Origin of the sequence: Cohnella sp. SGD-V74, assembly GCF_003001675.1 — a bacterium.
GTDB lineage: Bacteria > Bacillota > Bacilli > Paenibacillales > Paenibacillaceae > Cohnella.
In genome coordinates, this window is record NZ_PVYW01000007.1 from 98,350 (window position 1) to 123,296 (window position 24,947).

Here is a 24,947-nt window from a genome sequence, read left to right on the forward strand (position 1 = left end):
TCAGGCTCATGCCCGACGTCCGTCGCCAACAGGGGGGATCATCATGTCCGGCAGCCGTTCCGTTCTATCCGGAGGGAAGGCCTATCTATACATTTTGCCGATTCTGATTTTGTCGGGGATATTCCTGTATTACAGCATCGGGTTTACCGTCTATACGAGCTTTCATCAATGGAACGGCATCGATTCCCAGATGAAATACATCGGCTTCGACAATTACAAGAAGCTGTTCGACGATACGACGTACCATATCGCGCTTAAGAACAATTTGATTTTTCTCGTGTGCACCGTCTTTATCCAGGCGGCGTTAGGCTTGCTTCTGGCCGTGCTGCTGCGGGCCAAGCTGTTCGGCAACAACTTTTTCAAGTCGGTGTTCTTCATTCCGGTCGTCATGGCGCCGGTCATTATTGCGGCGATCTTCCGCATTATTATGGATACGAATTTCGGCAGCTTAAACGAGACGCTTCGCGCATTGCATCTCGATTTCCTGGCCGTCTCCTGGCTCGGCGATCCGAAATACGCGCTGATGTCCGTCATTATCGTGAACATATTCCAGTGGATGGGCTTCAGCATGACGATGTATTACTCCGGCTTGCTGGCTATCCCGGATGAAATATACGAGTCCGCCAAGATGGACGGATCGGGCTTCTGGAGAACGCTGTTCCGGATCACCGTGCCCCTGGTCGGCGGGACGACTTCGACGCTCGTCGTGCTCGGCATCGTTGGATCTCTGAAGACGTTCGATATCGTCGCCTTGCTGACGGGAGGCGGACCGGGACGTTCCACGGAGTTTCTGACCACTTACGTTTACAAGAAAGCGATCGACGAATTCAACGGCGGCATGTCGGCGGCGGCCGGCGTGACGATTCTCGTCATCGCCGTCGTGCTGGCGGTCGTGCAATTGCGCCTGGGCAACCGGCAGCAGAATAACCACTAGGGAGGAACGGACATGTTTACGAATTTGCGGCCTGTCAACAAGCTCGTCATCCAAGCCGTTCTGATCGTCTTCGCGGTTATCTGGCTGTACCCGCTCGTCGAATCGGTCATCCAGTCGCTGCAGATCAACGGTTTCGACAACTACTTGGCCGTCATCCAGCATCCGAAGGTCGACTATTTCCGCGTTGTGTTCAACAGCCTGTTCGTGGCGTTCTGCTCAATGCTGATCGTGAGTGTGCTGGCCAGTCTGGCCGCTTACGCTTTCGCCAAGATGCAGTTCCGCTTCAAGAATGTGCTGTTCTACTCGCTGGTCGCCTGCTTGGCGATTCCGGCGACGGCCGTGATGTCTCCGCTCTTCTTCACGATGAAGTCGCTGCACCTGATGAACACGTACTGGTCGCTCATTTTGCCGCTGGCCGCGTTTAACGCGCCGTTCATGCTGCTCATCCTGAAAAACTATTTCGAAGGCATTCCGAACGCCATTCTGGAAGCGGGAATGATCGACGGAAGCTCCTCGATCCGATTGTACCGGCAGATCATGCTTCCGCTGGGTTTACCTGCTATTATTAACGTGATGGTGCTTACGTTCATTTATTCCTGGAACGACTACATCATTCCGCTGCTGTTCGTGCGGAAGGAATCGATGTATACGGTGACGCTCGCCACGCAATTTTTCACCGGGACGACGGGGCAGACGCCGGAGATGGTCGCGCAGCTGTACGCGGCGCTCATCCTGATGACGATTCCTTCGATCATCATTTATCTGTTCGGTCAGCGTTACATGCAAGCGGGCTTGACGGCGGGGGCCGTGAAGAGCTAACGACGGGGAGGCGGTTTCGGATGAACAAGGAAGGGAAACGAATCGTGCATTTGCCGGTAATGGGGGAGCGGACATACGTCAATCCTCTGCCGCTGGCGGGTGCCGAGGGTGCTGCTCCGGTATCGGACGTGCATCCCGATCCATATGTATTGAAGCATAACGGCGTGTATTACACGTACGCCACGGGAGAAGCCGGCGTGCTGGCTCTGCGCTCCAAGGACGGAGTGAATTGGGAGCATAAGGGATACGTTTATCGGCGGGAAGGCTTCAACAATTATTGGGCTCCGGCGGTCGTCTATGAGAACGGCGCGTTCTATCTGTACGTCTCCTCCATGCCGGAAGGCGAGGAGGACGTTCATAAGGAGTTTCTGCAAGTCGCGGTATCGGAGCGGGCGGAAGGGCCTTTCAAGTACGTTCGCACGCTGTACGATACGTTCTCGCTTGACGCCCACGTCGTGAAGGACGAAGCCGGGGACTATTATTTGTTCTACTCCAACAACGAGTATTCCGGGGTGGACGCCGAGCGTCCGGGCACCGTCATTCTGGCGGACAAGCTGCTGGACATGGTCACTCCGGCGGGCAAGCCGCAACTGGTTGTGGCTCCTTCGATCGACGAGGAGATTTTCGAGGAAAACCGGTTTGGAGACGGACGCGACTGGCATACGATCGAGGGCGCGTTCTACGTTCGCCGGGGCGACAGGCATTATATGATGTACAGCGGGAACGCGTACGTGAGGCCGAATTATTTTATCGGCTACTCCTCCGCTCCCGTGCGGGAAGAAGCCGGGCTGATCGGGCTCGACTGGACGAAGCATCCGTCGGACGACCGCTATGAGCCGCTGCTGCGCAAAAACGACGGCGTCGAAGGCGTCGGGCACAACTCGGTCGTGCGCGGGCCGAACAACGTGGATGAATGGGTGTATTACCACGGCCGCAATGCCGCGGACGAGCTGGATTTCGGCCGCGAGCAGCGGACGATGCGCGCCGACCCTCTGCTCTGGAGCGGCGAGCGGATGTGGATGCCGGGACCGACCTGCGAGGCGCAGGACGTTCCCGCGCTGCCGGCTCTTCGCGAGCTGTTCGACTCGGGGGAAGACGGCAAGCTGTCTTCCGCGGTCTGGAAGGAGCTCGCGGGCGAGTGGGAAGTCGGCGACGGCGAGGTAACGCAGCGCGTACCTGCGCAGACGATGTCGGTCGTGACGGAGCGCTCGTTCGGAAGCCTCGTGCTGGAGACGGGCGTCAAGTGGCGCTACGATCATCGCGGAGGCCGTTACGGCGTCTATGCTTGTTACGTGGACGAGCGGAACTTCGTGGCGTGCGTGCTGGATGTCGGACGCCGGCAGTTGGAGGCCTATGCGGTCAGCGGCGGCGTTAAGCACGGCGTCGTGCAGGCTTCGCTGCCGTTCGGGTTCCGGTTCGACGTCTATCATACGATTCGTGTCGAGAAAACCGGCGGGAGCTACGTGTTTAAGCTGGACGAGGTAGAGCTGGCGGCCGCGTCGTATCCCCATGACGCAGGACGGATCGGGCTCGTCACCTTCTTCACCTCCGCATCTTTCGCGGGGGTGGAGGCGACCGAGCATCTTGCCCTGCGTCGCGGCACGGAGTCGGGCTTCGCGGCGGCGATGTCACTCGCGGAAGGCAGCGGCTCCGCCGAGGCCGCGGAGGGCAAGCTGAGCTGCCGTTCTCGCGACGGTCGCACCGCCTGGCTGATCGGCTGGGAGCCTGCTCGGCAAGGGTTGTATCGCTTCGCGTTCGACCTGAAGCTGGCGGCGAACGCGTCGTATGCGGGTGCTTATGCCGCGTATGCGGCGGACGGCTCGGCGATCGAGTGCAGGCTCGTCCGGCGGAGCGAGGTTGCCGGGCGAGCCGGGGATTCGGCCGCGGTGGATGGAGCGGATCGTGCACGGCAGGCGGAGGGCGACGAGACTCGGGCGTCTGCGGCGAGAGCGGAAGTCGTTGTCCGCTCTGCCGGGGGAGAGACGGCGCTGGCCGTCGTGCCTCTGTCCGCGGATTTCGACTGGAGCGCGACTCACACGTTCGACATTACGGTACGGGCAGGACGCCTGTTCGTTCGCTTGGATAATCTGCTTCTGTTCGACGGCGTTCACGAGCTGGCAAGCGCGGGCGGCGTTCCGGGTTTCGTCTGCTGCGGCGGCCAGGCGGATTTCAGCCTTGTCTCCCTGACGGGTATCGAGTAATCCGTCGGTCTTCCGATTGACCTCTCACGAGTGGGAATACAGTCCCAAGCCCAAGCCCTTGTCTGCGCCTATCGGCGCGGGCGGGGCTTTTTGGGTATCCCCTTCAGTCAGGTCTGCGGCCTGCTGGAGGGGATGTACGAAATTTTCGAGTAACGCCCCGCGTCAGAGCCCCGTTCGAGAGCCGATGTACGAATTTTTCGAGTAACGTCCCCCGTTAGAGCCTCGTTCGAGAGCCGATGTACGAAATTTTAGAGTAACGCCCCGCGCCAGAGCCCCGTTCGAGAGCCGATGTACGAATTTTTCGAGTAACATTATTCCCCGAACTAAGTCGCCCCCCGTTCCCTCCGGCGGTAATCGCGCGGGGACAGTCCGGTCTCGCGCTTGAACACCTTGGAGAAGTGGGCGGCGTCCGCAAAGCCGCAGTAGTCGGCGATCAGGTCAAGCTTGAGCGGGGTGGAGGCCAGCAGCTCCTTGGCGCGTTCGACACGCAGCAGCAGCAGGTGACGGTGCGGAGTCGTGTCGAACGAACGGGCGAACAAGGCGGAGAAATGCGATTCGGAATAGCCCGCATGCTCCGCCATGTCGCCAACCGAGAGCGGGGCCGACAGCCGGAACGAGAAGAAGGCGTTCATCTTGGCGCGGAACTGCTGCTCGGCGAAGCCCGCGGACACGGGCAGCTCATTGTCGCCGATCATGTGCAGCAGCAGCTCGAGGGCGAGCTTCTGAACCTGCAGCGCGCTGCGCAGATCGTTGCCCTTGAAATGCTCAATCATCCGATACAGCGTATCTCGGCATTCGACGGGCCGTTTCGGCCTGAACTTCACGGGCACGTCGACGCCGGGAAGATCGTTCAGGCGCGGCTGGACGAGCTCGGAGTAGCCTTCGAGACTTGTCATGCCCGGCGTCGTGACGAAGCTTTCCTCGCGGCGCGGCCGGTAGAAGAAGTCCAGGTGCGCGTTCGGGACGATGCATTGGCCGTACCCTCTCGTCGTGAACAGCCAGCCCGGCTGGATCAGCGCGAATTCTCCTTCGAGCAGTTCGTACTCCGTTCCTTCCACCGTCAAGACGTAGCGGCCTTGCTCCAAGTAGAGCACTAAATAGTCGAGCAGTCGGCGCGGCCCCTGGAAGAACGATTCGTTAATAAACCGATAGCAGAGACGGACGTAAGGCAGGGCAAGCTCTTCGGTCCAATCGACGTCCGGTTGTCGGGTCATAGCGCTATCCTCCGTTGTTTTTGACAAGTTTATTCGTGGGATTAAACAAACGGAGGCCAGTTTGCGCTCCTATAATACAAGTATATCCCAACGTTCATAACGTGGAAATCGACAAGTGTGAAAGGCGTGCGATCCCCGACGTTGCGCTGCATCCCGACGCGCCGCGTCCTCGTCGCCATAACGCTGGAGGAGGAGATCAGCAGATGAGTTTGCCAAACCTGCCTGCCGCAATGAGGTCCCCCGTTTTTGCCGGTCAAGGCCGTGTGGAGTGGGTGGAGAAGACGGTGCCGAGTCCGGGTCCCGGACAGTTGCTTCTGCAATCGAAGGCGAACGCGCTGTGCGGTTCGGAAAAAGGCTTCTACCTGAACGGTTCGGCGGAGCTGACTCCCGGTCACGAGGCTGCGGGCGTCGTTGTCGCGGCTGGACCCGGAACGACAGTCGAGGTGGGCGCGCGCGGCGTCGTCTTCCTGATGGACTTCTGCGGCGAATGCCGGAGCTGTCGTCTCGGCTATACGAACCAATGCTTGCATAAGCGGGCGGATATGGGATTCACCCACGATGGGGGATACGGTCCGTACATGCTCGTACACGAAAATATATTTTTCCCGATCGACGATGACGTGTCCTTCACTGACGCCACATTGCTGCTCGACGTGATGGGGACGGGCGGACATGCGATCCGCCGCGCCAAGCTCGCAAGGCCGGACATCGAATCCGTGCTCGTCGCCGGTGCAGGACCGATCGGGCTGGCGCTGCTGGCGATGGCGAAGATTATGCTGGGGAAAGACGTTCCGGTGTTCATTACCGACGTGACGGACTATCGGCTGGAGCTGGCGCAAAAGATGGGCGGCATTCCGATTCGCGCGGATCGGGCGGAGTTGGCGGAAGAATTGAGAAAGCACGGCCTTGAGGAAGTTGATGCGGCGTTCGACTCCAGCGGCAGAACCGAGGCGAGGAGACAGGCGATGGACGTGCTCGGCAAGAGAGGCGCGCTGGTGTGCGTCGGTCATGGCGGAGCGTTGTCTCTCGACGTCAGCCCGGATTTGATCGCGGCGGAGAGAACGGTGCTTGGCAGCGAATATTTCGCTTTTGCGGAGCTTGCCGAGAATGCCGCTTTGCTGAAAGGGCATCTGGAAGAGTTAAGGCCGATTATTACGCACCGTTATCCGGCTGGGGAGCTTCAACAGGCCGCAGAGCTGTTCTTCTCCGGACAGTGCGGGAAAGTGGTGGTGGAGCATGAGTAGAACTCAGGGAGAACGAGTAAAAGTTGCGTTGATCGGAGCTGGAGGCTGGGGAGAGCAGCATGCCCGCGTCTTCTCGCAAAGCGAGCTTTCGGAGCTGTGCGCCATCGTCGGCAGGACGCCGGAGAGAACGGCTGAGCGGGCGGCGAGGTACGGTGTCCGGGCGTATACGAGCATCGGGGAGATGATCGGGAAAGAAAAGCCCGACCTGGTCAGCATCTGCCTTCCGAATCAAGATCATTATGACGCGACGATGGAAGTGATCGAGGCGGGAGTGCCGTTGTTCGTCGAGAAGCCGCTCGTCTTCGACCTCGGAGAGGCGGAACGCCTGTTGGCCGCAGCCGCAGAGAGGAAGCTGTTCTTCGGCATCAACTTCAACCACCGCTATGCGAAGCCGATGCGGCTTGCCAAGAGCAAGCTCGACGCCGGAGCGCTGGGAGACCCCGTATTCGCCACTTGGCGGTTCGGCGGCGAAGGCGACGGCGGGCATCGCTACGCCAATCTGATCGAGACTCAGTGCCACGGCTTCGATTCGCTGGAGTACTTGCTGGGGCCGATCTCCTCGGTCATGGCGGAGATGACGGAGATGACCGGCAAAGGCTTCAGCACGATGTCGATTGCGCTGCGTTTTGCCAGCGGTGCGGTGGGCAGTCTGGTCGGTTCCTATGATTCCTCCTATGCCTACCAAGATACGCAGCGGCTGGAAGTGAACGGTACGGCGGGGCGGCTGGTGGTCGACGATACGGTCAGGCAGTTCCGCTTCCAGCAAGCGGGGAGCGAGCTGGCGGAAACGTGGCAGGCGGGTTACTTCAACGACCGGGACAGGGAGTTTCACCGAACGTTCGATGCGCATGCGGACGTTATGCTGAAGGCGTTGCTTGCCGGAGAGCAACCGCCAATTCACGCTCGGGCGGGCTATCGATCGCTGAAGCTCGCGCATGCGGCGATTGAGTCCTGCAGGGAAGGGAAGAGGATTGGAACGCTCGAAGCGGATTGACGGCCTCGCCGGATTCGGATACATTCAAATAAGCGGCGATAACCCCTCTGAATAGGGCCGGTTGTCGCCTTTGTTACGTTCCATGGCGCGAGGAGGCAAGTTATGGGCAAGACCGCGAAAACCAAATCGATCGGGCATTACTACGAGATGCTGAGCCGTTACTTGCTTCCGCAGCGAAGCGCGTTAATCGGTCTCACGGCGCTGCTGTTCGGCTCGATCGGTTTGCAGTTGATCAATCCGCAAATCATCCGCTATTTTATCGATACCGCCCAATCCGACCGTTCGTTGGAACCGCTTTATTACGCAGCGCTTCTGTTCATCGGCTTCTCGCTCATTCAGCAGGTCGTCTCCGTCATCGCGACTTATGTGAGCGAGAACTTGGCTTGGCGCACGACGAACCGGCTGCGGGGCGACCTGGCCGAGCACGGTCTGAAGCTCGATATGTCGTTCCACAAGTCGAACACGACGGGCTCGATCATCGAACGGGTGGACGGCGACGTGAACGCGCTCGCCAACTTTTTCTCCAGCTTCATCATCCACTTGGGCGGCAATCTGCTGCTGATGGCGGGCATAGTGGTCCTCCTCTTCCGAGAAAACGTCCTGATCGGAGCGGGCATGCTGCTGTTCGTGATCGGCGCCGTGTTCGTTATTCAGTGGATTCGCAAATACGCGCTTCCGGTATGGACGAAGTGGCGGCAGGTCAACGCCGAGTTTTACGGCTTTATCGGCGAGCATCTGGAGGGGACGGAGGACACTCGCGCCAACGGAGCGACGGGCTTCGTCATGAATCGCTTCTACGGCCTGCTGCGCCGGATGCTGCCGATCCGCACGAAGGCGTTCCTCGGGTTCGCGTCGATGTGGGTAACGACGATCATCGTGTTCGCCCTGGGCAATGCGATGGCGTTCGCGATCAGCGCGTACCTGTGGAAGCAGGGCAGCATTACGATCGGGACGGTGTATTTGATTTTCTACTATACGGAACTGCTCGCCAAGCCGATCGAGAAAATTCGCACCCAGATCGAAGACCTGCAGAAGGCTGACGCCAGCCTCGTGCGTATCCGGGAGCTGTTGGGAATGCGTCCGAAAATTCAGGATGGTCCGGGAGCAGAGCTGCCCTCGGGACCGTTGGCCGTTGAATTCGATGACGTCACGTTCGGATACGACGACGAGCCGACGCTGGACGGCATCCGGCTGCGGCTCGTTCCCGGCGAAGTGCTCGGGCTGCTCGGCCGGACCGGCAGCGGCAAGACGACGCTCGCGCGCCTGCTGCTTCGCTTCTACGACCCGCGGGAGGGAAGCGTGCGGCTTGGAGGCGTCGATATCCGCGAGTGCAAGCTCGGCGAGCTGCGGACGAAGGTCGCGCTCGTCACGCAGAATATCGAGATCATCCAGGGCAGCGTGCGCGACAATCTGACGTTCTACGACGAGAGCGTGCCGGACGAGCGAATGATCGGCGTGCTCCGCGAGCTTGGATTGGGCGACTGGTACGATTCGCTGCCGCAGGGGCTGGATACGCCGCTGGCTTCGGGCGGGGGCAGCCTGTCTGCGGGAGAAGGACAGCTGCTGGCTTTCGCTCGGGTGTTCCTGACCGACCCGGGATTGGTCATTCTGGACGAAGCTTCGTCGCGCCTCGACCCGTTGACGGAGCACCGGCTGGAGAGAGCCGTCGACAAGCTGCTGAAGGATCGGAGCTGCATCATGATCGCGCATCGGTTGGCGACCGTCGAACGCGCCGACAAAATCGTCATTCTGGAAAGGGGGCGCATCGTCGAGAACGGACCGAGGAAGGCGCTCGCCGCCGATCCGGACTCGCGCTTCAGCCGCATGCTGGCCGCCGGACTCGAGGAGGTGTTGGCATGAGTACGTTCTCGTATATGTGGCGCTTGATCCGTTACCGCCCGGGATGGTATGTATTCAACGCGCTCGTGTGGACGGCGATTTACTTGATGCCGATCGTGCCGGGCCTTATTACCAAGGAATTTTTCGATTCGTTGACCGGCCATGCGGCAACCGGGCTCGGCACGTGGGCGCTGGTCGCGCTGCTGGTCGGGTTCGCTTTGGCCAGGAGCGCGACCGTCTATCTGGGGTTCATTACGGACGTGAATTTTCGTTTCCGGATGGGAATGCTCCTGCGCCGCAACGTGCTCGAGCACATTTTGAAGCGTCCTGGAGCGAGGGCGATTCCGGGTTCGCCGGGAGAGGCGATCAGCCATTTCCGCGACGACGTCGATCAATCGGAGGAGGCGGTCAGTTGGTCGGTAGACGTCTTCGGCATGACCTGCTTCGCCGTCGTTTCGTGCTTTATTCTCCTGAGGATCGATGCGGAAATGACGACGCTCGTGTTTCTGCCGCTCGTCATCGTGATCGTCGCCGCCCAGCTGGCCACGACGAGGCTGCAGAAGTATCGCGCGGCTAGCCGGGAATCGACGGCAAAGGTGACGGAAGCGATCAGCGAGATGTTCGGCAGCGTGCAGGCCATCCAGGTGGCCGGCGCCGAGCGGCGCGTGACGGAACGGTTCCGGAAGCTGAACGACGACCGCCGCAAGTCGATGCTGAAAGACAAGCTGATGACGGAAGCGCTCGACTCGGTTTTCTCCAATACGGTGAACCTGGGGACGGGACTCATTCTGCTGCTGGCCGGACACAAGATGCGCGGAGGCGAGTTCACGGTCGGCGACTTCTCTCTGTTCGTGTACTATTTGACGTTCGTGACCCAATTCATCTCCAACTTCGGCAAGTTTCTGACCTATTTCAAGCAGATGGCGGTCGCCAAGGAGCGGTTGACCGATCTGCTTCAGGGCGCGCCGGCGCAAGTGCTGACGGAGGCTAACACGCTTGGCGAGAAGGGGCGTGAGCCAGGCGCCGCGAGACTGCGGGCGAATGCTTCGGACAGGACGGAGCAAGCATCCGCGGTTGCGGGACACCGGATGAACAAGGGGCCGGCGGTTATCGGAATGGCAGCGGAAGAACGGTTGGAGCAACTTGACGTCAGCGGATTGACCTATCGGTATCCGGAGACGGGAAGGGGCGTGGAGGACATTCGCCTGCATCTGCGGCGGGGCTCGTTCACCGTCGTTACGGGACCGGTCGGCTCGGGTAAAACGACGCTCGTCCGCACGCTGCTCGGCCTGCTTCCGCAAGACAGCGGGACGGTTCTCTGGAACGGGCGCGAGGTGGATGACGCCGGCAATTTCTTCGTGCCGCCTCGCAGCGCCTATTCCGCGCAGGTGCCGAGACTGTACAGCGATACGCTGCGTGAAAATATTCTGCTCGGTCTGGAGGACCGCGGCGGTCAACTGGAGCGCGCGCTGCATACGGCCGTGCTGGAGGAGGATTTGCGGCATTTCCGCGACGGACTGGACACGGTTATCGGTCCGCGCGGCGTGAAGCTGTCCGGGGGCCAAGCCCAGCGGACGGCTGCGGCAAGAATGCTCGTGCGGGATGCCGAGCTGTACGTGTTCGACGATCTGTCGAGCGCGCTTGACGTCGAGACCGAGCAGAAGCTATGGGAGCGGCTGTTCGCTGACCGGGGCGACGCGACCTGCCTTGTCGTCTCGCACCGCAAGGCCGCGCTTGCCCGAGCCGATCATATCCTCGTTCTGAAGGACGGCAGGATCGAAGCGGAAGGCACGGCGGAGCAGCTTCTGGAGCGAAACGAGTCGTTCCGCAGACTATGGAGCGGGGACGAGAGCGGCTCCTAGGGCGGCTCCTAGAGCCGGATGCCGGCAGGCATCAGAAGGGAGGGCGTTTCCTCCAGTTGCTCCATCTGCCACAGCAAAGTCGAAGCGTCGTACGATGCCCAGCGGGGACCGAAAGTGGACACGGCGCCCTCCCGTACCGCCGTTAATTGCCGCCAATTTTCCCGGTGGCTGAGAAGGGCGAATTCCGCCTCGAACTCGTCCCGCGACTTGTAGATGAAGCAGATGTGCCCGGTCTCGCGAAGCTCTTCCAACTGCTCGAAGCGCAGAAGCATGAGCCGCGTATGCGGATTGGACGAAAGCATGTTGGACATTAGCGCGGGCGGCCGGAAACCGAGCGTTTCGTAAAAGACGGGGAAAAACCGCGGCGCGAACAGCCAGATTCTTCCCTCCTGCAGCCCAAGCACGGCCGCGCTTTTGCGCTTCTCGACAAGGGGGTTGTAAAGCTCCTGTACCACGGTTTTCTTGAGCGCATAAGCATTCAGCCACTTCTCGGCCGCCTGCCGCTCGCCGAGCGCCTCGGCAAGCAGACGCACGCGCTCCAGCGGGTCGCAGTCCCATTTCAACACAACTGTCGGCGCGCAGGAGGACAGCTCGGCGATCGCTTCCGCCGGCATATAATCGGCGGCAATGATCACATCCGGGCGCAGCTCGCCGAGCTGCTGCAAGTCCGCCTCTTTATCCCCGATACAGCGAATCGTCCCGATCCGGGGATCATTCTCCATCAGCATCAGCGCTTCGCGCAGCGAGGCGACGGGATGCAGGCCGAGCGCCAGCAGCTCGCCCACGAATTGCAGGGCGACGATGCTGCGCTGCGCCCCCTGCTTCTTCGCGTATTTGCGCGGCGACGTGCCGGACAGCTCCTTAAAGCGCCGGATAAAATAGTACTCGTCCGGGTAGCCGGACCGATGCGCAATCGACTCCAGCGGATCGCGGGTGAGCAGCAGCTGCTCCTTGGCCCGGTTGACGCGATACTCGTTCAGATAGTGGTTCGGGCTCACTCCGGTCAGGCGGCGGAACAGTCGGCTATATTGGCGTACGCCAAGATGGGCGAGCTCCGCCAGCTCCCCGACGCCGATCTCCTTGTCGTAGTGCTGGTGGATATAGGCGATCGTCCGTTCCACCGACTGCAGCGAATGGTCCAGCTTCTCCGCATCGGTACTTCCCTTCAGCATCAGGGACAGGAAGCGGATGAAACGAATATGCGTGTTATACCGGTCCATTCCCGTAAACGGGACATCGCCTTCGCACATGGCCTCAAGCAGAGAGAGCAGCGTCTCCGGCTCCGCGGGACAGAGAGAAGCGGCTCGCGGCATTCGTTCCATAGCGGCTAAGCCGCCGTCCGGAGCGGACGGACGAAAGCTCACCCGATACAGCTGCAATTCCCCGAAATCCGGTCGAATCGACGTTCGGCATCCGGGAGCGACCAGCAGGCAGGTGTTCCGGTTCAGCGTTAACCGCTGACGGTCGGTCGTTGCCGTGCCTTGTCCGCTGCATACGGCAAACAAGGCGCAGCTGTCCGTGCTGCCGTATGTCCACGGATCGGCTTCCGCGGAAATATGGACCAGACTCACATCCAGCAGCATCAAGCCGCGCTCGGCCGGCTCTCTTCGTGTTGCTTGGATGGCGGCAGCGGCCTTCGATTTATTCATGGCAATCCCTCTCGATCGTTCTCGGGGAATAGAGTTAATTGATAATAATTCTCATTCACATGGTAGCACAGCCTTCCGATGTTCATCAACCGCCAGTCGCTGCATCGCTGCATGAATGGCACGCCAGCCGCAGCGCCATCGCGAAGAAAGACGGGGCCGCTCGCAGAACCCGCGCAATCACCGCCGAATCGAACATGTCGCAAAAGTCCATTTTTTTCTCGCCGTCCGGCGTCTATGCTGTTAATGATTGAGAATAATTATCATTTATACAGCGGGAGGTCTATTTTTCATGGTTCGTTCGTTACGGTTTTTCACTATAGCGTTGGTCGCGCTAATGCTGGCAGGGCTCGCGTCCGCTTGCGGAAGCAAGGAGGCGGCTCCGTCGGCATCCGCTCCTCCGGCTTCGGCCGCAGCATCCGGTACAGCTTCGCCTGAGGAGAGCGCGGCTCCGTCGGCGAGCGCGGACGCCTCTGAGACGCGCGTCTACAAGGACGTATCGGGACGGGAGGTCACGATTCCGGTCAAGCCGCAGCGCGTGTTCGCCCTGTGGAACGTCGGAGATATGCTGGCATTGGGAGCGAAGCCGGTCGGCAGCACGCAGGCGATGCTGCGTTTCTATAACGAGGAGGAGAAAAGCGGGATCGAAGAGCTTGGCGACGGTTCGAACATGGAAGCGATTCTGGCGCTGACTCCCGATCTGATCTTCGCGTCCGCGCGTACGCCGGCCGAGCAGATCGAGGCCTATTCCAAAGTCGCGCCCGTGGTCGTGACGCCGTTCTTCGGCGATCCGTTCGAAAGCCTCGATATCGTCGCGGACGTGCTCGGCAAGCAAGCCGAGAAGGAGGCTTGGCTTGAACGCTACGAAGCGCGCGTCGCAGAAGCCAAGGAGAAGCTGCAGCCCGTCGTGAAGCCGGGTGAAACCGCGATCGTCTATCAGTACGCGCTCAAGAGCATTTACGTCTATCGGACATCCGTGTTCCGGACGCTGTACGAGACGCTGGGCTTCGCTCCTCCGGAGCGTCTGAAAGAGCTGCAGCAGGACGCGACATTTTCATCCGAGCAGTTGACCGAAGAGGCGCTTCCGGATTTTTCAGGGGACCGGATCTTCATAGTCGTCAACGACGAGGACTCCAGGGACACGATGTCCTCCGTGGAGCAGGGCTCCGTGTGGAAGGGGCTTCCGGCGGTTCAAGCCAATCAGGTCTATCGGCTTCATCAGCGCATTTCGATGGCGGACGCCTATACGCTCTATTGGGCGCTGGACGAAATCCCGCGTCTCCTGCTCGGTCAGTCGTAGGAGGTGCGCCCGATGTCCAAGGAATCCAAACAATTGAAGCTGTCGCTGCTGCTCGTCTCGCCCCCGCATCATAAAATCGGCTGGCGCTATCCGGGAGCGGACGCGGGGGAGTTGCTCGGCTTCGAGCATTATCGGCGCATCGCCCGCAAGGCCGAAGAGGGCAAGCTGGATATGCTGTTTCTGGCGGATAAATATATGGCTGAGGATGTGGAAGACCCGGACTTCTGGAAAACGGCGGGAGCCTGGCCGGAGCCGCTGACGCTGCTCAGCTCGCTGGTAGGCGAGACGAGCCGCATCGGTCTGTGCGCGACCGCTTCCACCACGTACGGCGAGCCGTTCCATATCGCGCGAATGATCGCGTCGCTGGATCATCTGAGCGGCGGCCGCGCTTCGTGGAACGTCGTCACCTCCAACGGGAATCTGGAGGCGCGCAACTTCGGGCATGCCCGCATTCCCGCGCCGGAGCTCCGCCATGAGCAATCCGAGGAGTTCGTCGGGGTCGTCAAGGCGCTGTGGGACAGTTGGGACGACGATGCGGTCATCGCCGACCGGGACAGCGGCCACTATTTGCGCCCGGGCTCCGCGCGTCCGATCGATCACGAAGGCAAGTGGTTTCAAGTCAAGGGACCGCTTAACGTCCTGCGTCCCGTGCAGGGTCATCCGGTCATCGTGCATGCCGGCGCTTCGGAAGCGCTGAAGGCGCGAGCCGCTCAGGATGCCGACGTCGTGTTCACAGCTCTGAAATCTTTGCCGATCGGGCAGGCGTTCTACCGGGATATCAAATCCCGCGCGGCCGCTTGCGGACGCTCCCCCGACGAATTACTCGTTCTGCCGGGGCTGAACCTGACGGTCGGACGGACCGAAGAGGAGGTGCTCGAGAAGCAGCGCTGCTGGACCCGCTATGCCGATCAGAAGGTGAAGATGGATCACGTCTCCGCTTATCTGGGCATCGACGTCGACTCCTATTCGCTGGACGATCCGCTGCCGGACGTCGATACGGCCCCGGGAGTCACTCCCAAGTATAGAAAATGGCATGGAGAGGCCGCCGCGCGCGGCCTGCGCACGATCGGAGAGCTGTACCGACACATTGCGCAATCGTTCGGCCACCTGTCGTTATCCGGAACCCCGGCGCAAATCGCCGATCAGATGGAACGCTGGCTGAAGGAGGGAGGGGCGGACGGCTTCACGTTTATTCCCCGTCATTTTCCCGGGGAGCTGGACGATCTGGTCGACCTCGTCATTCCCGAGCTGCAAAGCCGCGGCCTGTTCCGCAAGGATTACGAGGGCCGCACGCTTCGGGAGCATCTCGGCCTGGCACGCCCCTAGGCTGCAAAAAAAGAACCCGGAAAACGATCCGGGTTCTTTTTTGCGCATAAAAAAATTGCACGTCAAGATGCACTGTGCTATGATTAAAACGTATGTTTTGTATGAAGACATAAGTATAACATCTTATCTACACCTTAATCTTACCATGGAGATCGGCGGCGTGTCAACTGTAATTATTTCTCCCAAACCAACGAACGAGGAGCGTGTGCTAAGGATGACGAATGCACAGGTGCGGCAGGCGGAACAGGAACGGCTTGATTCGGTGACGGAAAAGTTAAAAGCACGACTCGCCGAGCTGGAGCCGGAGGCCATCGGTCTGCGAGAGCAGGTCACAGATATGCGCAAGCGCTTCTGGGAAGAGGTTACGGTGAATACGAGCACGGACGAGGACTTCGAGGAGACCTTCTTCACGATTCGGCAGCAGGCCGCGGTGCTGTCCGAACGCGAGCGCAGCCATCGGCAGTTGATGAAGCAGTGGAACAGCCTCAACCGACTGCTGCCTTCTCCGTATTTCGGGCGAATCGATTTTCGGGAGGACGGCTTGGGTTTGACCGAGCAAATCTACATCGGGGTAGCGTCATTTCTCGAGGAGGACGGCATGGACTTCCTCGTATACGATTGGCGCACGCCGATCGCGAGCATGTACTACGATTATTCTCCGGGTTCGGCCGCTTACGATACGCCGGGCGGACGCATTGCCGGGACAATGGAGCTGAAGCGGCAGTTTCGGATTCAAGACGGGCGTATACGCAATTTGTTCGATGCGAACGTCACGATCGGCGACGAGCTGCTGCAGCAGGTGCTGGGCAAGGGCGCGGACGCGCAGATGAAGAGCATCGTGGCGACGATCCAGAAGGAACAAAACGAAATTATCCGCAACGACAAGAACAGGATGCTGATCGTGCAAGGGGCGGCGGGCAGCGGCAAAACTTCCGCAGCGTTGCAGAGGGTGGCCTACTTGCTGTACAAACATCGCGACAAGCTGAGCGCAGACCAGATCGTCCTTTTTTCTCCCAATCCGATTTTTAACAGCTATGTTGCCACGGTTCTTCCCGAGCTTGGCGAGGAGAATATGCAGCAGGCGACTTTCCAGGAATACCTCGAATACTGGCTCGGTTCCGCGTTCGCGTTGGAGGACCCGTTCGATCAGATCGAATACGTTCTTGCCGCACGAGGGGAGCCGGGGTACGAAGCGCGGATGGAAGGGATCGAATACAAAGCGTCGGAGGCTTACCTGCAGGCGCTTCAGCACTATGCGAAATGGCTTGAGAGGGAGGGAATGCGATTTAACGCCATCCGTTTTCGAGATCGGGAGTTGATTAGCGCGGAGCGGATGAAGGCGCAATTTTACGGCGGGGATCCGTCCATTCGCTTGGCCAATCGCGTCGCTCTGCTGCAAGAGTGGCTTCTTAAGGAGCTTCGCGCGCTGGAGCGCAAGGAACGGGAGGCTTCCTGGGTGCAGGAGGAGCTGAATTACCTCGACAACGATCAATACGCGGAAATTCATGGCCAGCTCCACAAGGAGCGCGGGGTGTTCGATTTCGCCGAGCAATATGCGGTCATTCAGGAAAAGCTTCGCAACGAACGCCGGGGGGACGAGGGAGATTTCGACTACGCCGAGCGGGAGGAGGAGCTGCTTCGCCAGATGGTGGTCAAGGAAAGCTTCACTCCGCTGAGGCGCAGCGTGAAGAAGCTGGCCTTCATAGACTTGAACGCGCTGTACGTTCAACTGTTCGGCGATGAGGCCGAGTATCGGAAGATGACCGGGGGGTCCGAAGTTCCCGCGCATTGGACGGCGATCTGCGAACAAACGAAAGAGAAGCTGGAGCGATCCGAATTGTTCTACGAGGACGCGACTCCGTATCTGTACTTGAGGGAGCTTGTCGAGGGGGTCCGCACGAACACGGAGGTGCGGCATGTGTTCGTCGACGAGGGGCAGGACTATTCGATGTTCCAGTACGAGTATTTGAAAAAGCTGTTTCCCCGCGCGCGTATGACGGTGCTCGGCGACTTCGGCCAGGCGATATTCACTCAAGCGACGGATTTGCGAGGGACCGAATCGCCGCTCGTAAGGCTGTACGGCGAGGATGAAACGACGCTTATTCGTCTTGTTCGCAGCTATCGTTCCACTCGGGAAATCGTGGAATTCACGAAGCGGCTGCTGCCGGAGGGCAATGAGATCGTCCCGTTCGAGAGGGGCGGAGATAAACCCAGGCTTATTCAGTCCGGCGATCGCGAGAATCGGGCGGCGAGAATCGCGGCCGATCTAACGGAGCTTCGGAGCGAGGGCTTCGACACCGTAGCCGTCATAACGAAAACGGAGGCGGAGAGCGCGGAGGCTTACGAACTCTTGACCGCACAAGGACTCACAGATCTGCGGCTCATTACGAAGAAGTCTCTCTCCTTCGAGAAAGGCGCCATGGTCATCCCCGCTTATTTGGCTAAGGGCGTCGAATTCGACGCGGTGCTGATCTACGACGCTTCCTCCGACGTTTACGGGAGGGAAGGCGAGCGCAAGCTCTTCTACACGGCATGCACGCGCGCCATGCATCAGCTTCGGCTGTATGCTTCGGGGACGTGGTCTCCTTTTCTTGAAGGGGTGGATAACTCGTTGTATGAGGCCATGCGGTAGGCGATTGAATGTTTTTTCAAGCGATAGGGAGTTTGCCGCTAACGCGAAGCGAGACCCGGATCGTTTCCAGAACCGCACATATATGGCGATGACTAAAATTGGGTAGTCTGGAGTGGCTCGTTTTTAGTGGAGTGGGCTGCACATAAGACCAATCGGTGGGGACGATAGGCTCATGAGGGATGCGTTTTTCGACATAGTCACTATAACGACTCACGAGAGTTCGCTCAGCCTCATGCGATAAAAGCGCCAACGCGAGGCATCGTGCTCTTGTTCGGGATTCAGATCGTCAAAAATAAAAGCATCTTCGAAAGGTCTCCCACCGTATTTACGCTGCAAGGCTTCAATCTCGTTCAGCAACATCATTTTCTCGTCATCGGCGGCAAAGGATTCGTTTGCCTGCTTTGTGTAGCGCTCAATAACATGCCCGAGAGGCTCGATTCGACCATCACGGTGTTTGAAGGGGGTGCTGTGGGGGATCTTGGCGTGCTTGTGAGGCTCTCTTTCGTAACCGATGAACCGGCCTTCATCGATCCAATTAAACTACAATTTATCTATGTCCGACTTTGCGCCCAATATTCCACCGTATTTCGCGGTTGCTTTTCTGGCGCCTCACTAAGGGTATAATAGGACTGTAACTTGAAGAACGGTCCAAAAGTTTACTGGGAGCAAGGTGATATTGTGGAAGAGAAGAAAGAGCCGCAGAGAGCGGGATGGAACTTCGATAACAGCTACGCCAGACTGCCGGAGACGCTCTATACCAAGATGGAGCCGACGCCGGTGCGCGCGCCGAAGCTGGCCGTTCTGAACGAACGGCTGGCGGCGTCGCTTGGGTTGAACGCTGAGGCGCTCCGGAACGGGGCGGGAGCGGAGGTGTTCGCCGGCAACCGGGTCCCGGAAGGCGCGGAGCCTCTTGCTCAAGCGTATGCGGGACATCAGTTCGGGCATTTCAACCGGCTCGGCGACGGAAGGGCTCTGCTGCTCGGGGAACAGATCACGCCCGAGGGAGAACGCTTCGACATCCAGCTCAAGGGCTCCGGCCGAACGCCGTATTCTCGCGGAGGCGACGGAAGGGCGGCGCTCGGGCCGATGCTGCGGGAATACATTATTAGCGAAGCGATGCACGCGCTGGGCATTCCGACGACGCGCAGCTTGGCGGTCGTGACGACCGGACAGCCCATCCAGCGGGAAAGAGAGCTGCCGGGCGCGATTCTGACCCGCGTAGCCGCCAGCCATATTCGCGTCGGGACGTTCCAGTACGCGGCGGCATGGGGGAGCGTCGAGGAGCTGCGGGAGCTGGCCGATTATACACTGCTGCGGCATTATCCCGAGGCGGCGAACGGAGAGCGGAACGGCGGCAACGAAATCGGAAACGCCCTGCTGCTGCTGAAGGAAGTTATCCGTCGCCAAGCCAAGCTGATCGCCCAATGGCAGCTCGTCGGCTTTATCCATGGGGTCATGAATACCGACAACATGGCGCTCAGCGGAGAGACCATCGATTATGGCCCGTGCGCCTTCATGGACGTCTACGACCCGGCGACGGTGTTCAGCTCAATCGATTCCAATGGACGCTACGCCTATGGCAATCAGCCTCAAATCGCGATCTGGAACTTGGCGAGATTCGCGGAGACGCTGCTGCCGCTGTTGCACGACGAAGAGGAGCAGGCGATTGCCATTGCGGAAGGCGCGCTTGGAGAGTTCGGCGAGCAGTATCACGGACATTGGTTGGCGGGCATGAGGGCGAAGCTGGGGATTGCCAACGAGGAAGATCAGGACGAGGAACTGGTCCGAGACCTCCTCGTTCTGATGCAGAAGCATCGCGCGGACTACACGAACACTTTCCGCGCACTGACCGCGGACGCGATCGAAGAGACGGCGCTTCACAGCGTCGAGGAGTTTCAACGATGGCATAAGCGGTGGCAGGCGAGATGGGAGCGGCAGACGGCAAGCCGGGAAGAAGCGCGGCAGTTGATGCACGGGAGCAACCCGGCCGTCATTCCCCGCAACCATCGGGTCGAGGAGGCGCTGGAGGCCGCGTCGGAGCGGGGCGATTACAGCGTCATGGAGCGTCTGCTCGCCGTGCTGGAACAGCCGTACGCGCATTCCTCCGAGCAAGCTCCGTATTGCGAGACGCCCGATCCGTCAGGGCTTCCTTACCGGACGTTCTGCGGCACTTGACGGAGAGGCGTAGCGGGAGAAGAGCTGCCAGATCAGCTCTCTGCGGCTGGTTACTCCCGTCTTGGCGAAGATCGACTTGAAATGATCTTGGACAGTGTAGACCGAGATGTGAAGCTCGGTCGAGATTTTTTGGGTCGACAGCCCGCGGACGACCGCGCCGAGCAGTTGCTTCTCGCGCTCGGACAGTCCGTAGGCTTCGGCGATCAGCGGGAGTCTGTCGGCCGGCTGCGCCTGCTCGAAGATGACGGCAAGCTGCACGCCCGGAGCCCGGCCGATCAGCTTGTTGGCTCGAATCGTCACATAGGAGCCGCCCGTGAGCCTGACGCAGGTGCGGGCGGCTTTGCTATGCTCCGACCCCTCAACCAGAGCGCGAGTGCATACCGCCCTGATCGGCCGGGGGAGGACTCCGGCGTCGATGTCCTCGGTCTCGCGGAGCGCGGCCAGCCAGCAAGCGGCCGAATCGGTGGCGGCCAGCTCGGACAACGCGGCTCCGTCGGCGGCCACGATGAGCACGCCCGGCTCCAGCTCCGTCTCCACGGCGGATTCGCCGACCAGGGCCAGGCTCGTTCGCCGCAAAGCGGAAGCGATTGCCGGTACAAGCGACGTCAGCAGCGTCAGCTCCTCCGCCGTAAACAAAGGCTGATCCTTCCCTCGGAGCAGAGTCAGGAATCCCCAGCATTTGCCCCCGCTCACCAGAGCCGCTCTCATCTCGTCCCCGAAGCCGGCGGGCTGCAGCACTTCGCGGAAGCGGACGCTGCGCGCCGGATCGCCCTCCGTCGCCAGTCCCAGCGCGGCAGTGGGGCTGTCCGCTTCGGCCAACTCCTCGAAGCGGTTAAAGTCCCGATGCCCGTATTCATATTCGAACAGTCGGTGGTGAATCGCCTCCACGCCGTCTTCGGTGACGGCTCCCGCGGACAGAAGCGTTCGCGGGTCGACGACGGTGCAGCACGCCCCCTCGAAGGGAAAGGCTTCCCGCAGATGCGCCAACAGCGCCAATCTGAACTCTTTGGAAGACTCGGCTCGCTCTGCCAATCGTTCGATCCGTTGCTTGATGTTGTTATTCATATCGCCCTCCGAGGCGGAAATCCCAGCTTTCTGGGATGGCGCCGCGGCTCCTTATTCGTCTAGAGTGGGAATAACCTATTCCTATCTAGAATAAGCAAGGGAGCTGGCAAGGGCAACATGGACAAAGACCGGATCGTCGTCGTAGGAGGTTATGGAGCGGTGGGCAGCATCATCTGCCAGGAGCTTGGATATAAATTTTCCGGCAAAGTGTACGCGGCGGGCAGAAGCCTGGAGCGCGCGGAACGATTCAGCCGGGAGACGGAGGGGCGGGTTCTGCCCATGCGGCTGGACATCAGCCGGCCTGTCGGTCCCGAAGAGCTGGCCGGCGTCAAGCTGGTCGTCATGTGCGTGGATCAGCAGGATGCTTCATTCGTTCGCGCCTGCTTCCGGAGCGGCTCGCATTATATCGACGTGTCGGCGAATATTTCGTTCCTGGCCAAAGTGGAGGCTCTGCGGGCGGAAGCGGAGCGAGGCGGGTCGACGGCCGTCATGAACGTGGGACTGGCGCCGGGAGTCACGAATTTGCTGGCGCTCGAAGCCTATCGGCAACTCGACCGGACAGAGGCGATCGAGATTACGATCCTGCTCGGGCTGGGCGACCGGCACGGCCAAGCCGCGGTCGAGTGGACGGTGGACAATTTGGGAGCAAGCTTCGAAGTCATCAGGCAGGGGCGCGCGGAGACGGTCGGCAGCTTTACGGATGCGAGATTGGCGGATCTGGGCGGTGCGATCGGTCGTAAGCGGGCCTACAGATTTCCATTCTCGGATCAGCGCTCCTTGCCGATCACACTGAACGTGCCGAACGCGGCGACGAGGCTGTGCTTCGATTCGAACGCCGTGACGGCGCTGCTTGCGGGGGCGCGCGCACTCGGCCTGCACCGCCTGCTGGGGCTGAAGCCGCTTCGCTCGGCGGCGGTCGCCTGCTTTGGCCGCGTGCACCTCGGCTCGGAGCGCTTTGCCGTTCAAGTCGAAGCGATCGGCGAGAAAGACGGCCGCGCAGCCACAGCCGTATATCGGCTGCAAGGCCGTCAGCAATCCGAATTGACGGCGCGCTGCGCGCTTGATACCTCCGAAGCTGTCTACCTCGCGGCGATGCCGCCCGGCGTTTTCTCGATCGAGCAGCTGCTGGATTGGCAGAAGATGAGCCGGCTTAACCAAGAGAAGCTGGAAGCGGAAGTCCGCTCATAGGGCGTTCAGTTCGATCTCGAAGCCCAAATCCTCGATCAGCTCGTGATCGGCGGTGACGGCCTGTCCCTCCGTTGTTAAGTAATCGCCGACGAAAATGGAGTTGGCCGCATACAGCGCAAGCGGCTGCAGCGTGCGCAGGTTGATCTCGCGACCGCCGGCGACGCGAATTTCCTTCGACGGGCAGACGAGCCGGAACAGAGCCAGCACTTTCAGCGCCTTCATCGGCGGCGTGCGGCCGGCCTTCTCCAGCGGGGTTCCCGGAATGGCGTTCAGGAAGTTGACCGGAATCGAATCTGCATCCAGCTCCCTGAGCGCATAGGCCATCTCTACGATTTCCGGGTCGGACTCGCCCATGCCGATAATGACGCCGGAGCAGGGCGACATGCCGGACGCTTTCGCCTGGCTGACCGTGGCGACGCGCTGGTCGTAGGTATGGGTCGTAGTAATGGAAGGGTAGTTGGCTCTGCTCGTGTTCAAATTGTGGTTGTACCGGTGCACGCCGGCTTCCGCGAGTCGTTCGGCTTGATCGTCCTTCAGAATGCCGAGGCAGGCGCAAATTTTGAGCGGCATCGTCGCGCGGATCTCCCGCACCGCTTCGACGACCTGGTCCAGCTCTTTGGCGGTCGGGCCTCTTCCGGACGCCACAATGCAGTAGGTGCCCGCCTGACGGGCCAACGCTTCGCGCGCTCCGGCCAGCAGCGTGTCCTTGTCGAGCAGCGAGTATTTCTTGACGGGGGCCGTCGATACGATCGATTGCGAGCAGTAGCCGCAATCTTCGGGGCAGAGACCGCTCTTGGCGTTGATGATCATGTTCAGCTTCACTTTTTTGCCGAAGTAGTGCTTTCTCACCGCAAAGGAAGCCTGCAGCAGCGGCAGCACCTCATCATTGTCGGCGCGGAGGACGGCAAGTCCTTCCTCCGGGGTCAGGCATTGTCCGTTCAGCGCTTTCCGCGCAAGCGACTGCCAGGTATCGACCGCGACAGTGTTCATCATCAACCGCCTCCAATGAAATCGAATAGGAGCTGATTGTTAACCACTTAAACAAAATTTGGTTAACAATTAAACGTTGAAATTCTATCATTACGAGGCTTTCTTGTAAAGCGCCAATAGATTAGCTTACAGACCGGTGTTATAATAGCCGAACGAACAGGGGGAATGAACAGGTGACAGACGATGAGGTAAAACGGATATATAAAAGAACGCTGATTGTCGTCGTGATCTCGCAAATATTCGGAGGAGCGGGACTGGCCGCAGGCATAACGGTAGGGGCATTGATGGCTCAGGAGATGCTCGGTACGGACAGCTATGCGGGAGTTCCGGTCGCCCTCATCACGCTGGGTTCGGCGGTTGCGGCCTACTTGGTGGGACGTCTGACGCATCGGTACGGGCGCCGGATCGGATTGTCGACGGGGTTTCTCGCCGGAGGAGTCGGGGCGGTGGGCATCGTGCTCGCGGGAGCGATGAATCAGCTCGTTCTGCTATTGGTCTCCATGCTGATCTACGGCGCGGGAACGTCGACGAACCTGCAGGCCCGTTATGCAGGCACCGACCTCGCCAAGCCGGGACAGCGGGCGAAGGCGGTCAGCCTGTCGATGGTGTCCACCACTTTCGGCGCGGTGGCGGGACCGAACCTGGTGAAGCCGATGGGGGATTTCGCGCAATCGTTTGGCTTTCCCGCGCTGACCGGACCGTTCCTGCTGTCGGCTGCGGCTTTCCTGGCGGCGGGGCTGTTCCTGCTTGCTTTTCTCCGCCCGGACCCTTATCTTGTGGCGAAAGCGGAAGCCGCCCGGCAGGAAGCGGTCGAGCAGGAGTCAACCGCGAGAGAGGCTGCCTCCACCCGGTCCGCCTCCGCGGCAAGCCGCCCGTCGTCCCCGTTTCACAATCGAGGACTGGTCGTCGGAACGACCGTCATGGTGCTGACGCAAATTGTGATGATCGCGATTATGACGATGACCCCGATCCATATGCAGCATCACGGACACGGGCTCTCGGAGGTCGGGCTGGTCATCGGCATTCATGTCGGCGCCATGTATCTTCCGTCCCTTGTGACCGGCGTGCTCGTCGACCGGTTTGGCCGCTATGCGATGGCCGTCGTATCCGGGATTACGCTCCTGCTCGCGGGCGTACTTGCCGCAGCGGCTCCCGCGGATTCGATGCCGCTGCTGATCGCGGCGCTGGCTTTGCTCGGGCTCGGCTGGAACTTCGGCCTGATCAGCGGCACGGCCCAGATCGTCGACGCGACGACGCCGGCGAACCGCGCCAAGACGCAGGGGAAGATCGACGTGCTGATCGTGCTGACCGGAGCGTCGGGAGGCGCGCTGTCCGGCATGGTCGTCGCCGAATCCAGCTATGCGGCGCTCTCTCTCATCGGCGGCGCGATGTCTCTGCTGCTTATCCCCGTCGTTCTGTGGGCTCGTAAGGCTCCGCGCGCCCTCCCGGAGTGACGAAGGACACGGACGAGATTCCGAGTCGCTTCAAATAGAAAAAAGCGCAAACCGATGATGCCGG

The 24,947-nt window shown here is 60.3% G+C and carries 18 protein-coding genes; 14 read left to right on the forward strand and 4 right to left on the reverse strand.

What is annotated here, in order from left to right; all coding sequences use genetic code 11:
* Window positions 1-43: 43 nt before the first annotated feature.
* From B0G52_RS12665 to B0G52_RS12675, 3 genes are read left to right on the forward strand one after another with little or no spacing between them, the layout of a single operon-like run.
* Window positions 44-934 (forward strand): carbohydrate ABC transporter permease, encoded by an 891-nt coding sequence (locus B0G52_RS12665; protein WP_094044737.1) that lies wholly within the window; start codon window positions 44-46, stop codon window positions 932-934.
* Between the two features lie 12 nt (window positions 935-946).
* Entirely contained in the window at window positions 947-1,753 is an 807-nt protein-coding gene (locus tag B0G52_RS12670) for a carbohydrate ABC transporter permease (RefSeq protein WP_094044739.1), read from the forward strand.
* A gap of 20 nt (window positions 1,754-1,773) precedes the next feature.
* Complete coding sequence (locus B0G52_RS12675) at window positions 1,774-3,954, forward strand: glycoside hydrolase family 43 protein (RefSeq protein WP_094044741.1); 2,181 nt, start codon at window positions 1,774-1,776, stop codon at window positions 3,952-3,954.
* Window positions 3,955-4,277: 323 nt separating this feature from the next.
* On the opposite strand, the gene B0G52_RS12680 is transcribed toward B0G52_RS12675, so the two are convergent.
* On the reverse strand, window positions 4,278-5,168 hold the full coding sequence (locus tag B0G52_RS12680) for an AraC family transcriptional regulator (RefSeq protein ID WP_094044743.1): 891 nt from the start codon (window positions 5,166-5,168) through the stop codon (window positions 4,278-4,280).
* Between the two features lie 203 nt (window positions 5,169-5,371).
* Here B0G52_RS12680 and B0G52_RS12685 point away from each other — a divergent pair, with 203 nt between their 5' ends.
* From B0G52_RS12685 to B0G52_RS12700, 4 genes are all read left to right on the forward strand, one after another.
* Window positions 5,372-6,412 carry an alcohol dehydrogenase catalytic domain-containing protein gene (locus B0G52_RS12685; protein ID WP_094044745.1) on the forward strand — a complete coding sequence of 347 codons (1,041 nt, stop codon included), beginning with the start codon at window positions 5,372-5,374 and terminating at the stop codon, window positions 6,410-6,412.
* Window positions 6,405-7,406, forward strand: a complete 1,002-nt coding sequence (locus B0G52_RS12690; RefSeq protein WP_094044747.1) for a Gfo/Idh/MocA family protein — start codon at window positions 6,405-6,407, stop codon at window positions 7,404-7,406. Before B0G52_RS12685 ends, B0G52_RS12690 begins: the two co-directional genes overlap by 8 nt.
* 102 nt (window positions 7,407-7,508) lie before the next feature.
* The gene (locus B0G52_RS12695) at window positions 7,509-9,266 is read left to right on the forward strand and encodes an ABC transporter ATP-binding protein (RefSeq protein WP_233162632.1); all 1,758 of its coding nucleotides are present in this window, start codon (window positions 7,509-7,511) and stop codon (window positions 9,264-9,266) included.
* Window positions 9,263-11,107: an ABC transporter ATP-binding protein gene (locus B0G52_RS12700; protein WP_094044749.1), complete on the forward strand. Its 1,845-nt coding sequence runs from the start codon at window positions 9,263-9,265 to the stop codon at window positions 11,105-11,107. The genes B0G52_RS12695 and B0G52_RS12700 overlap by 4 nt, the downstream gene beginning before the upstream one ends.
* Before the next feature lie 8 nt (window positions 11,108-11,115).
* Here the strand turns inward: B0G52_RS12700 and B0G52_RS12705 are convergent, their stop codons facing one another.
* Window positions 11,116-12,756, reverse strand: a complete 1,641-nt coding sequence (locus B0G52_RS12705) for a helix-turn-helix domain-containing protein (protein ID WP_094044751.1) — start codon at window positions 12,754-12,756, stop codon at window positions 11,116-11,118.
* Window positions 12,757-13,045: 289 nt separating this feature from the next.
* Here B0G52_RS12705 and B0G52_RS12710 point away from each other — a divergent pair, with 289 nt between their 5' ends.
* From B0G52_RS12710 to B0G52_RS12730, 5 genes are all read left to right on the forward strand, one after another.
* Window positions 13,046-14,053 (forward strand): ABC transporter substrate-binding protein, encoded by a 1,008-nt coding sequence (locus B0G52_RS12710; protein WP_094044753.1) that lies wholly within the window; start codon window positions 13,046-13,048, stop codon window positions 14,051-14,053.
* Between the two features lie 12 nt (window positions 14,054-14,065).
* Window positions 14,066-15,379: an LLM class flavin-dependent oxidoreductase gene (locus B0G52_RS12715; RefSeq protein WP_094044755.1), complete on the forward strand. Its 1,314-nt coding sequence runs from the start codon at window positions 14,066-14,068 to the stop codon at window positions 15,377-15,379.
* 214 nt (window positions 15,380-15,593) lie between these two features.
* Entirely contained in the window at window positions 15,594-18,011 is a 2,418-nt protein-coding gene (gene helD / locus B0G52_RS12720; protein ID WP_094044757.1) for an RNA polymerase recycling motor HelD, read from the forward strand.
* 267 nt (window positions 18,012-18,278) lie between these two features.
* On the forward strand, window positions 18,279-18,635 hold the full coding sequence (locus B0G52_RS12725; RefSeq protein ID WP_094044759.1) for a hypothetical protein: 357 nt from the start codon (window positions 18,279-18,281) through the stop codon (window positions 18,633-18,635).
* 54 nt (window positions 18,636-18,689) lie between these two features.
* On the forward strand, window positions 18,690-20,186 hold the full coding sequence (locus B0G52_RS12730; protein WP_094044761.1) for a protein adenylyltransferase SelO: 1,497 nt from the start codon (window positions 18,690-18,692) through the stop codon (window positions 20,184-20,186).
* On the opposite strand, the gene B0G52_RS12735 is transcribed toward B0G52_RS12730, so the two are convergent.
* On the reverse strand, window positions 20,151-21,251 hold the full coding sequence (locus B0G52_RS12735; protein WP_094044763.1) for a LuxR C-terminal-related transcriptional regulator: 1,101 nt from the start codon (window positions 21,249-21,251) through the stop codon (window positions 20,151-20,153). The genes B0G52_RS12730 and B0G52_RS12735 overlap by 36 nt on opposite strands.
* Before the next feature lie 117 nt (window positions 21,252-21,368).
* Here B0G52_RS12735 and B0G52_RS12740 point away from each other — a divergent pair, with 117 nt between their 5' ends.
* Complete coding sequence (locus B0G52_RS12740) at window positions 21,369-22,439, forward strand: saccharopine dehydrogenase family protein (RefSeq protein ID WP_094044765.1); 1,071 nt, start codon at window positions 21,369-21,371, stop codon at window positions 22,437-22,439.
* Here B0G52_RS12740 and bioB read toward each other — a convergent pair.
* Window positions 22,434-23,432, reverse strand: coding sequence for a biotin synthase BioB (bioB, locus tag B0G52_RS12745; RefSeq protein ID WP_094044767.1), 999 nt, complete (start codon window positions 23,430-23,432; stop codon window positions 22,434-22,436). The genes B0G52_RS12740 and bioB overlap by 6 nt on opposite strands.
* A gap of 170 nt (window positions 23,433-23,602) precedes the next feature.
* Here bioB and B0G52_RS12750 point away from each other — a divergent pair, with 170 nt between their 5' ends.
* On the forward strand, window positions 23,603-24,883 hold the full coding sequence (locus B0G52_RS12750) for an MFS transporter (protein WP_094044769.1): 1,281 nt from the start codon (window positions 23,603-23,605) through the stop codon (window positions 24,881-24,883).
* Window positions 24,884-24,947: the final 64 nt, after the last annotated feature.

Bases quoted from the DNA above. Each gene is read 5' to 3' on its own strand.
- B0G52_RS12665 (WP_094044737.1), top strand. From the start codon at position 44: ATGTCCGGCAGCCGTTCCGTTCTATCCGGAGGGAAGGCCTATCTATAC.
- B0G52_RS12670 (WP_094044739.1), top strand. From the start codon at position 947: ATGTTTACGAATTTGCGGCCTGTCAACAAGCTCGTCATCCAAGCCGTT.
- B0G52_RS12675 (WP_094044741.1), top strand. From the start codon at position 1,774: ATGAACAAGGAAGGGAAACGAATCGTGCATTTGCCGGTAATGGGGGAG.
- B0G52_RS12680 (WP_094044743.1), bottom strand. From the start codon at position 5,168: ATGACCCGACAACCGGACGTCGATTGGACCGAAGAGCTTGCCCTGCCT.
- B0G52_RS12685 (WP_094044745.1), top strand. From the start codon at position 5,372: ATGAGTTTGCCAAACCTGCCTGCCGCAATGAGGTCCCCCGTTTTTGCC.
- B0G52_RS12690 (WP_094044747.1), top strand. From the start codon at position 6,405: ATGAGTAGAACTCAGGGAGAACGAGTAAAAGTTGCGTTGATCGGAGCT.
- B0G52_RS12695 (WP_233162632.1), top strand. From the start codon at position 7,509: ATGGGCAAGACCGCGAAAACCAAATCGATCGGGCATTACTACGAGATG.
- B0G52_RS12700 (WP_094044749.1), top strand. From the start codon at position 9,263: ATGAGTACGTTCTCGTATATGTGGCGCTTGATCCGTTACCGCCCGGGA.
- B0G52_RS12705 (WP_094044751.1), bottom strand. From the start codon at position 12,756: ATGAATAAATCGAAGGCCGCTGCCGCCATCCAAGCAACACGAAGAGAG.
- B0G52_RS12710 (WP_094044753.1), top strand. From the start codon at position 13,046: ATGGTTCGTTCGTTACGGTTTTTCACTATAGCGTTGGTCGCGCTAATG.
- B0G52_RS12715 (WP_094044755.1), top strand. From the start codon at position 14,066: ATGTCCAAGGAATCCAAACAATTGAAGCTGTCGCTGCTGCTCGTCTCG.
- helD (WP_094044757.1), top strand. From the start codon at position 15,594: ATGACGAATGCACAGGTGCGGCAGGCGGAACAGGAACGGCTTGATTCG.
- B0G52_RS12735 (WP_094044763.1), bottom strand. From the start codon at position 21,251: ATGAATAACAACATCAAGCAACGGATCGAACGATTGGCAGAGCGAGCC.
- B0G52_RS12740 (WP_094044765.1), top strand. From the start codon at position 21,369: ATGGACAAAGACCGGATCGTCGTCGTAGGAGGTTATGGAGCGGTGGGC.
- bioB (WP_094044767.1), bottom strand. From the start codon at position 23,432: ATGATGAACACTGTCGCGGTCGATACCTGGCAGTCGCTTGCGCGGAAA.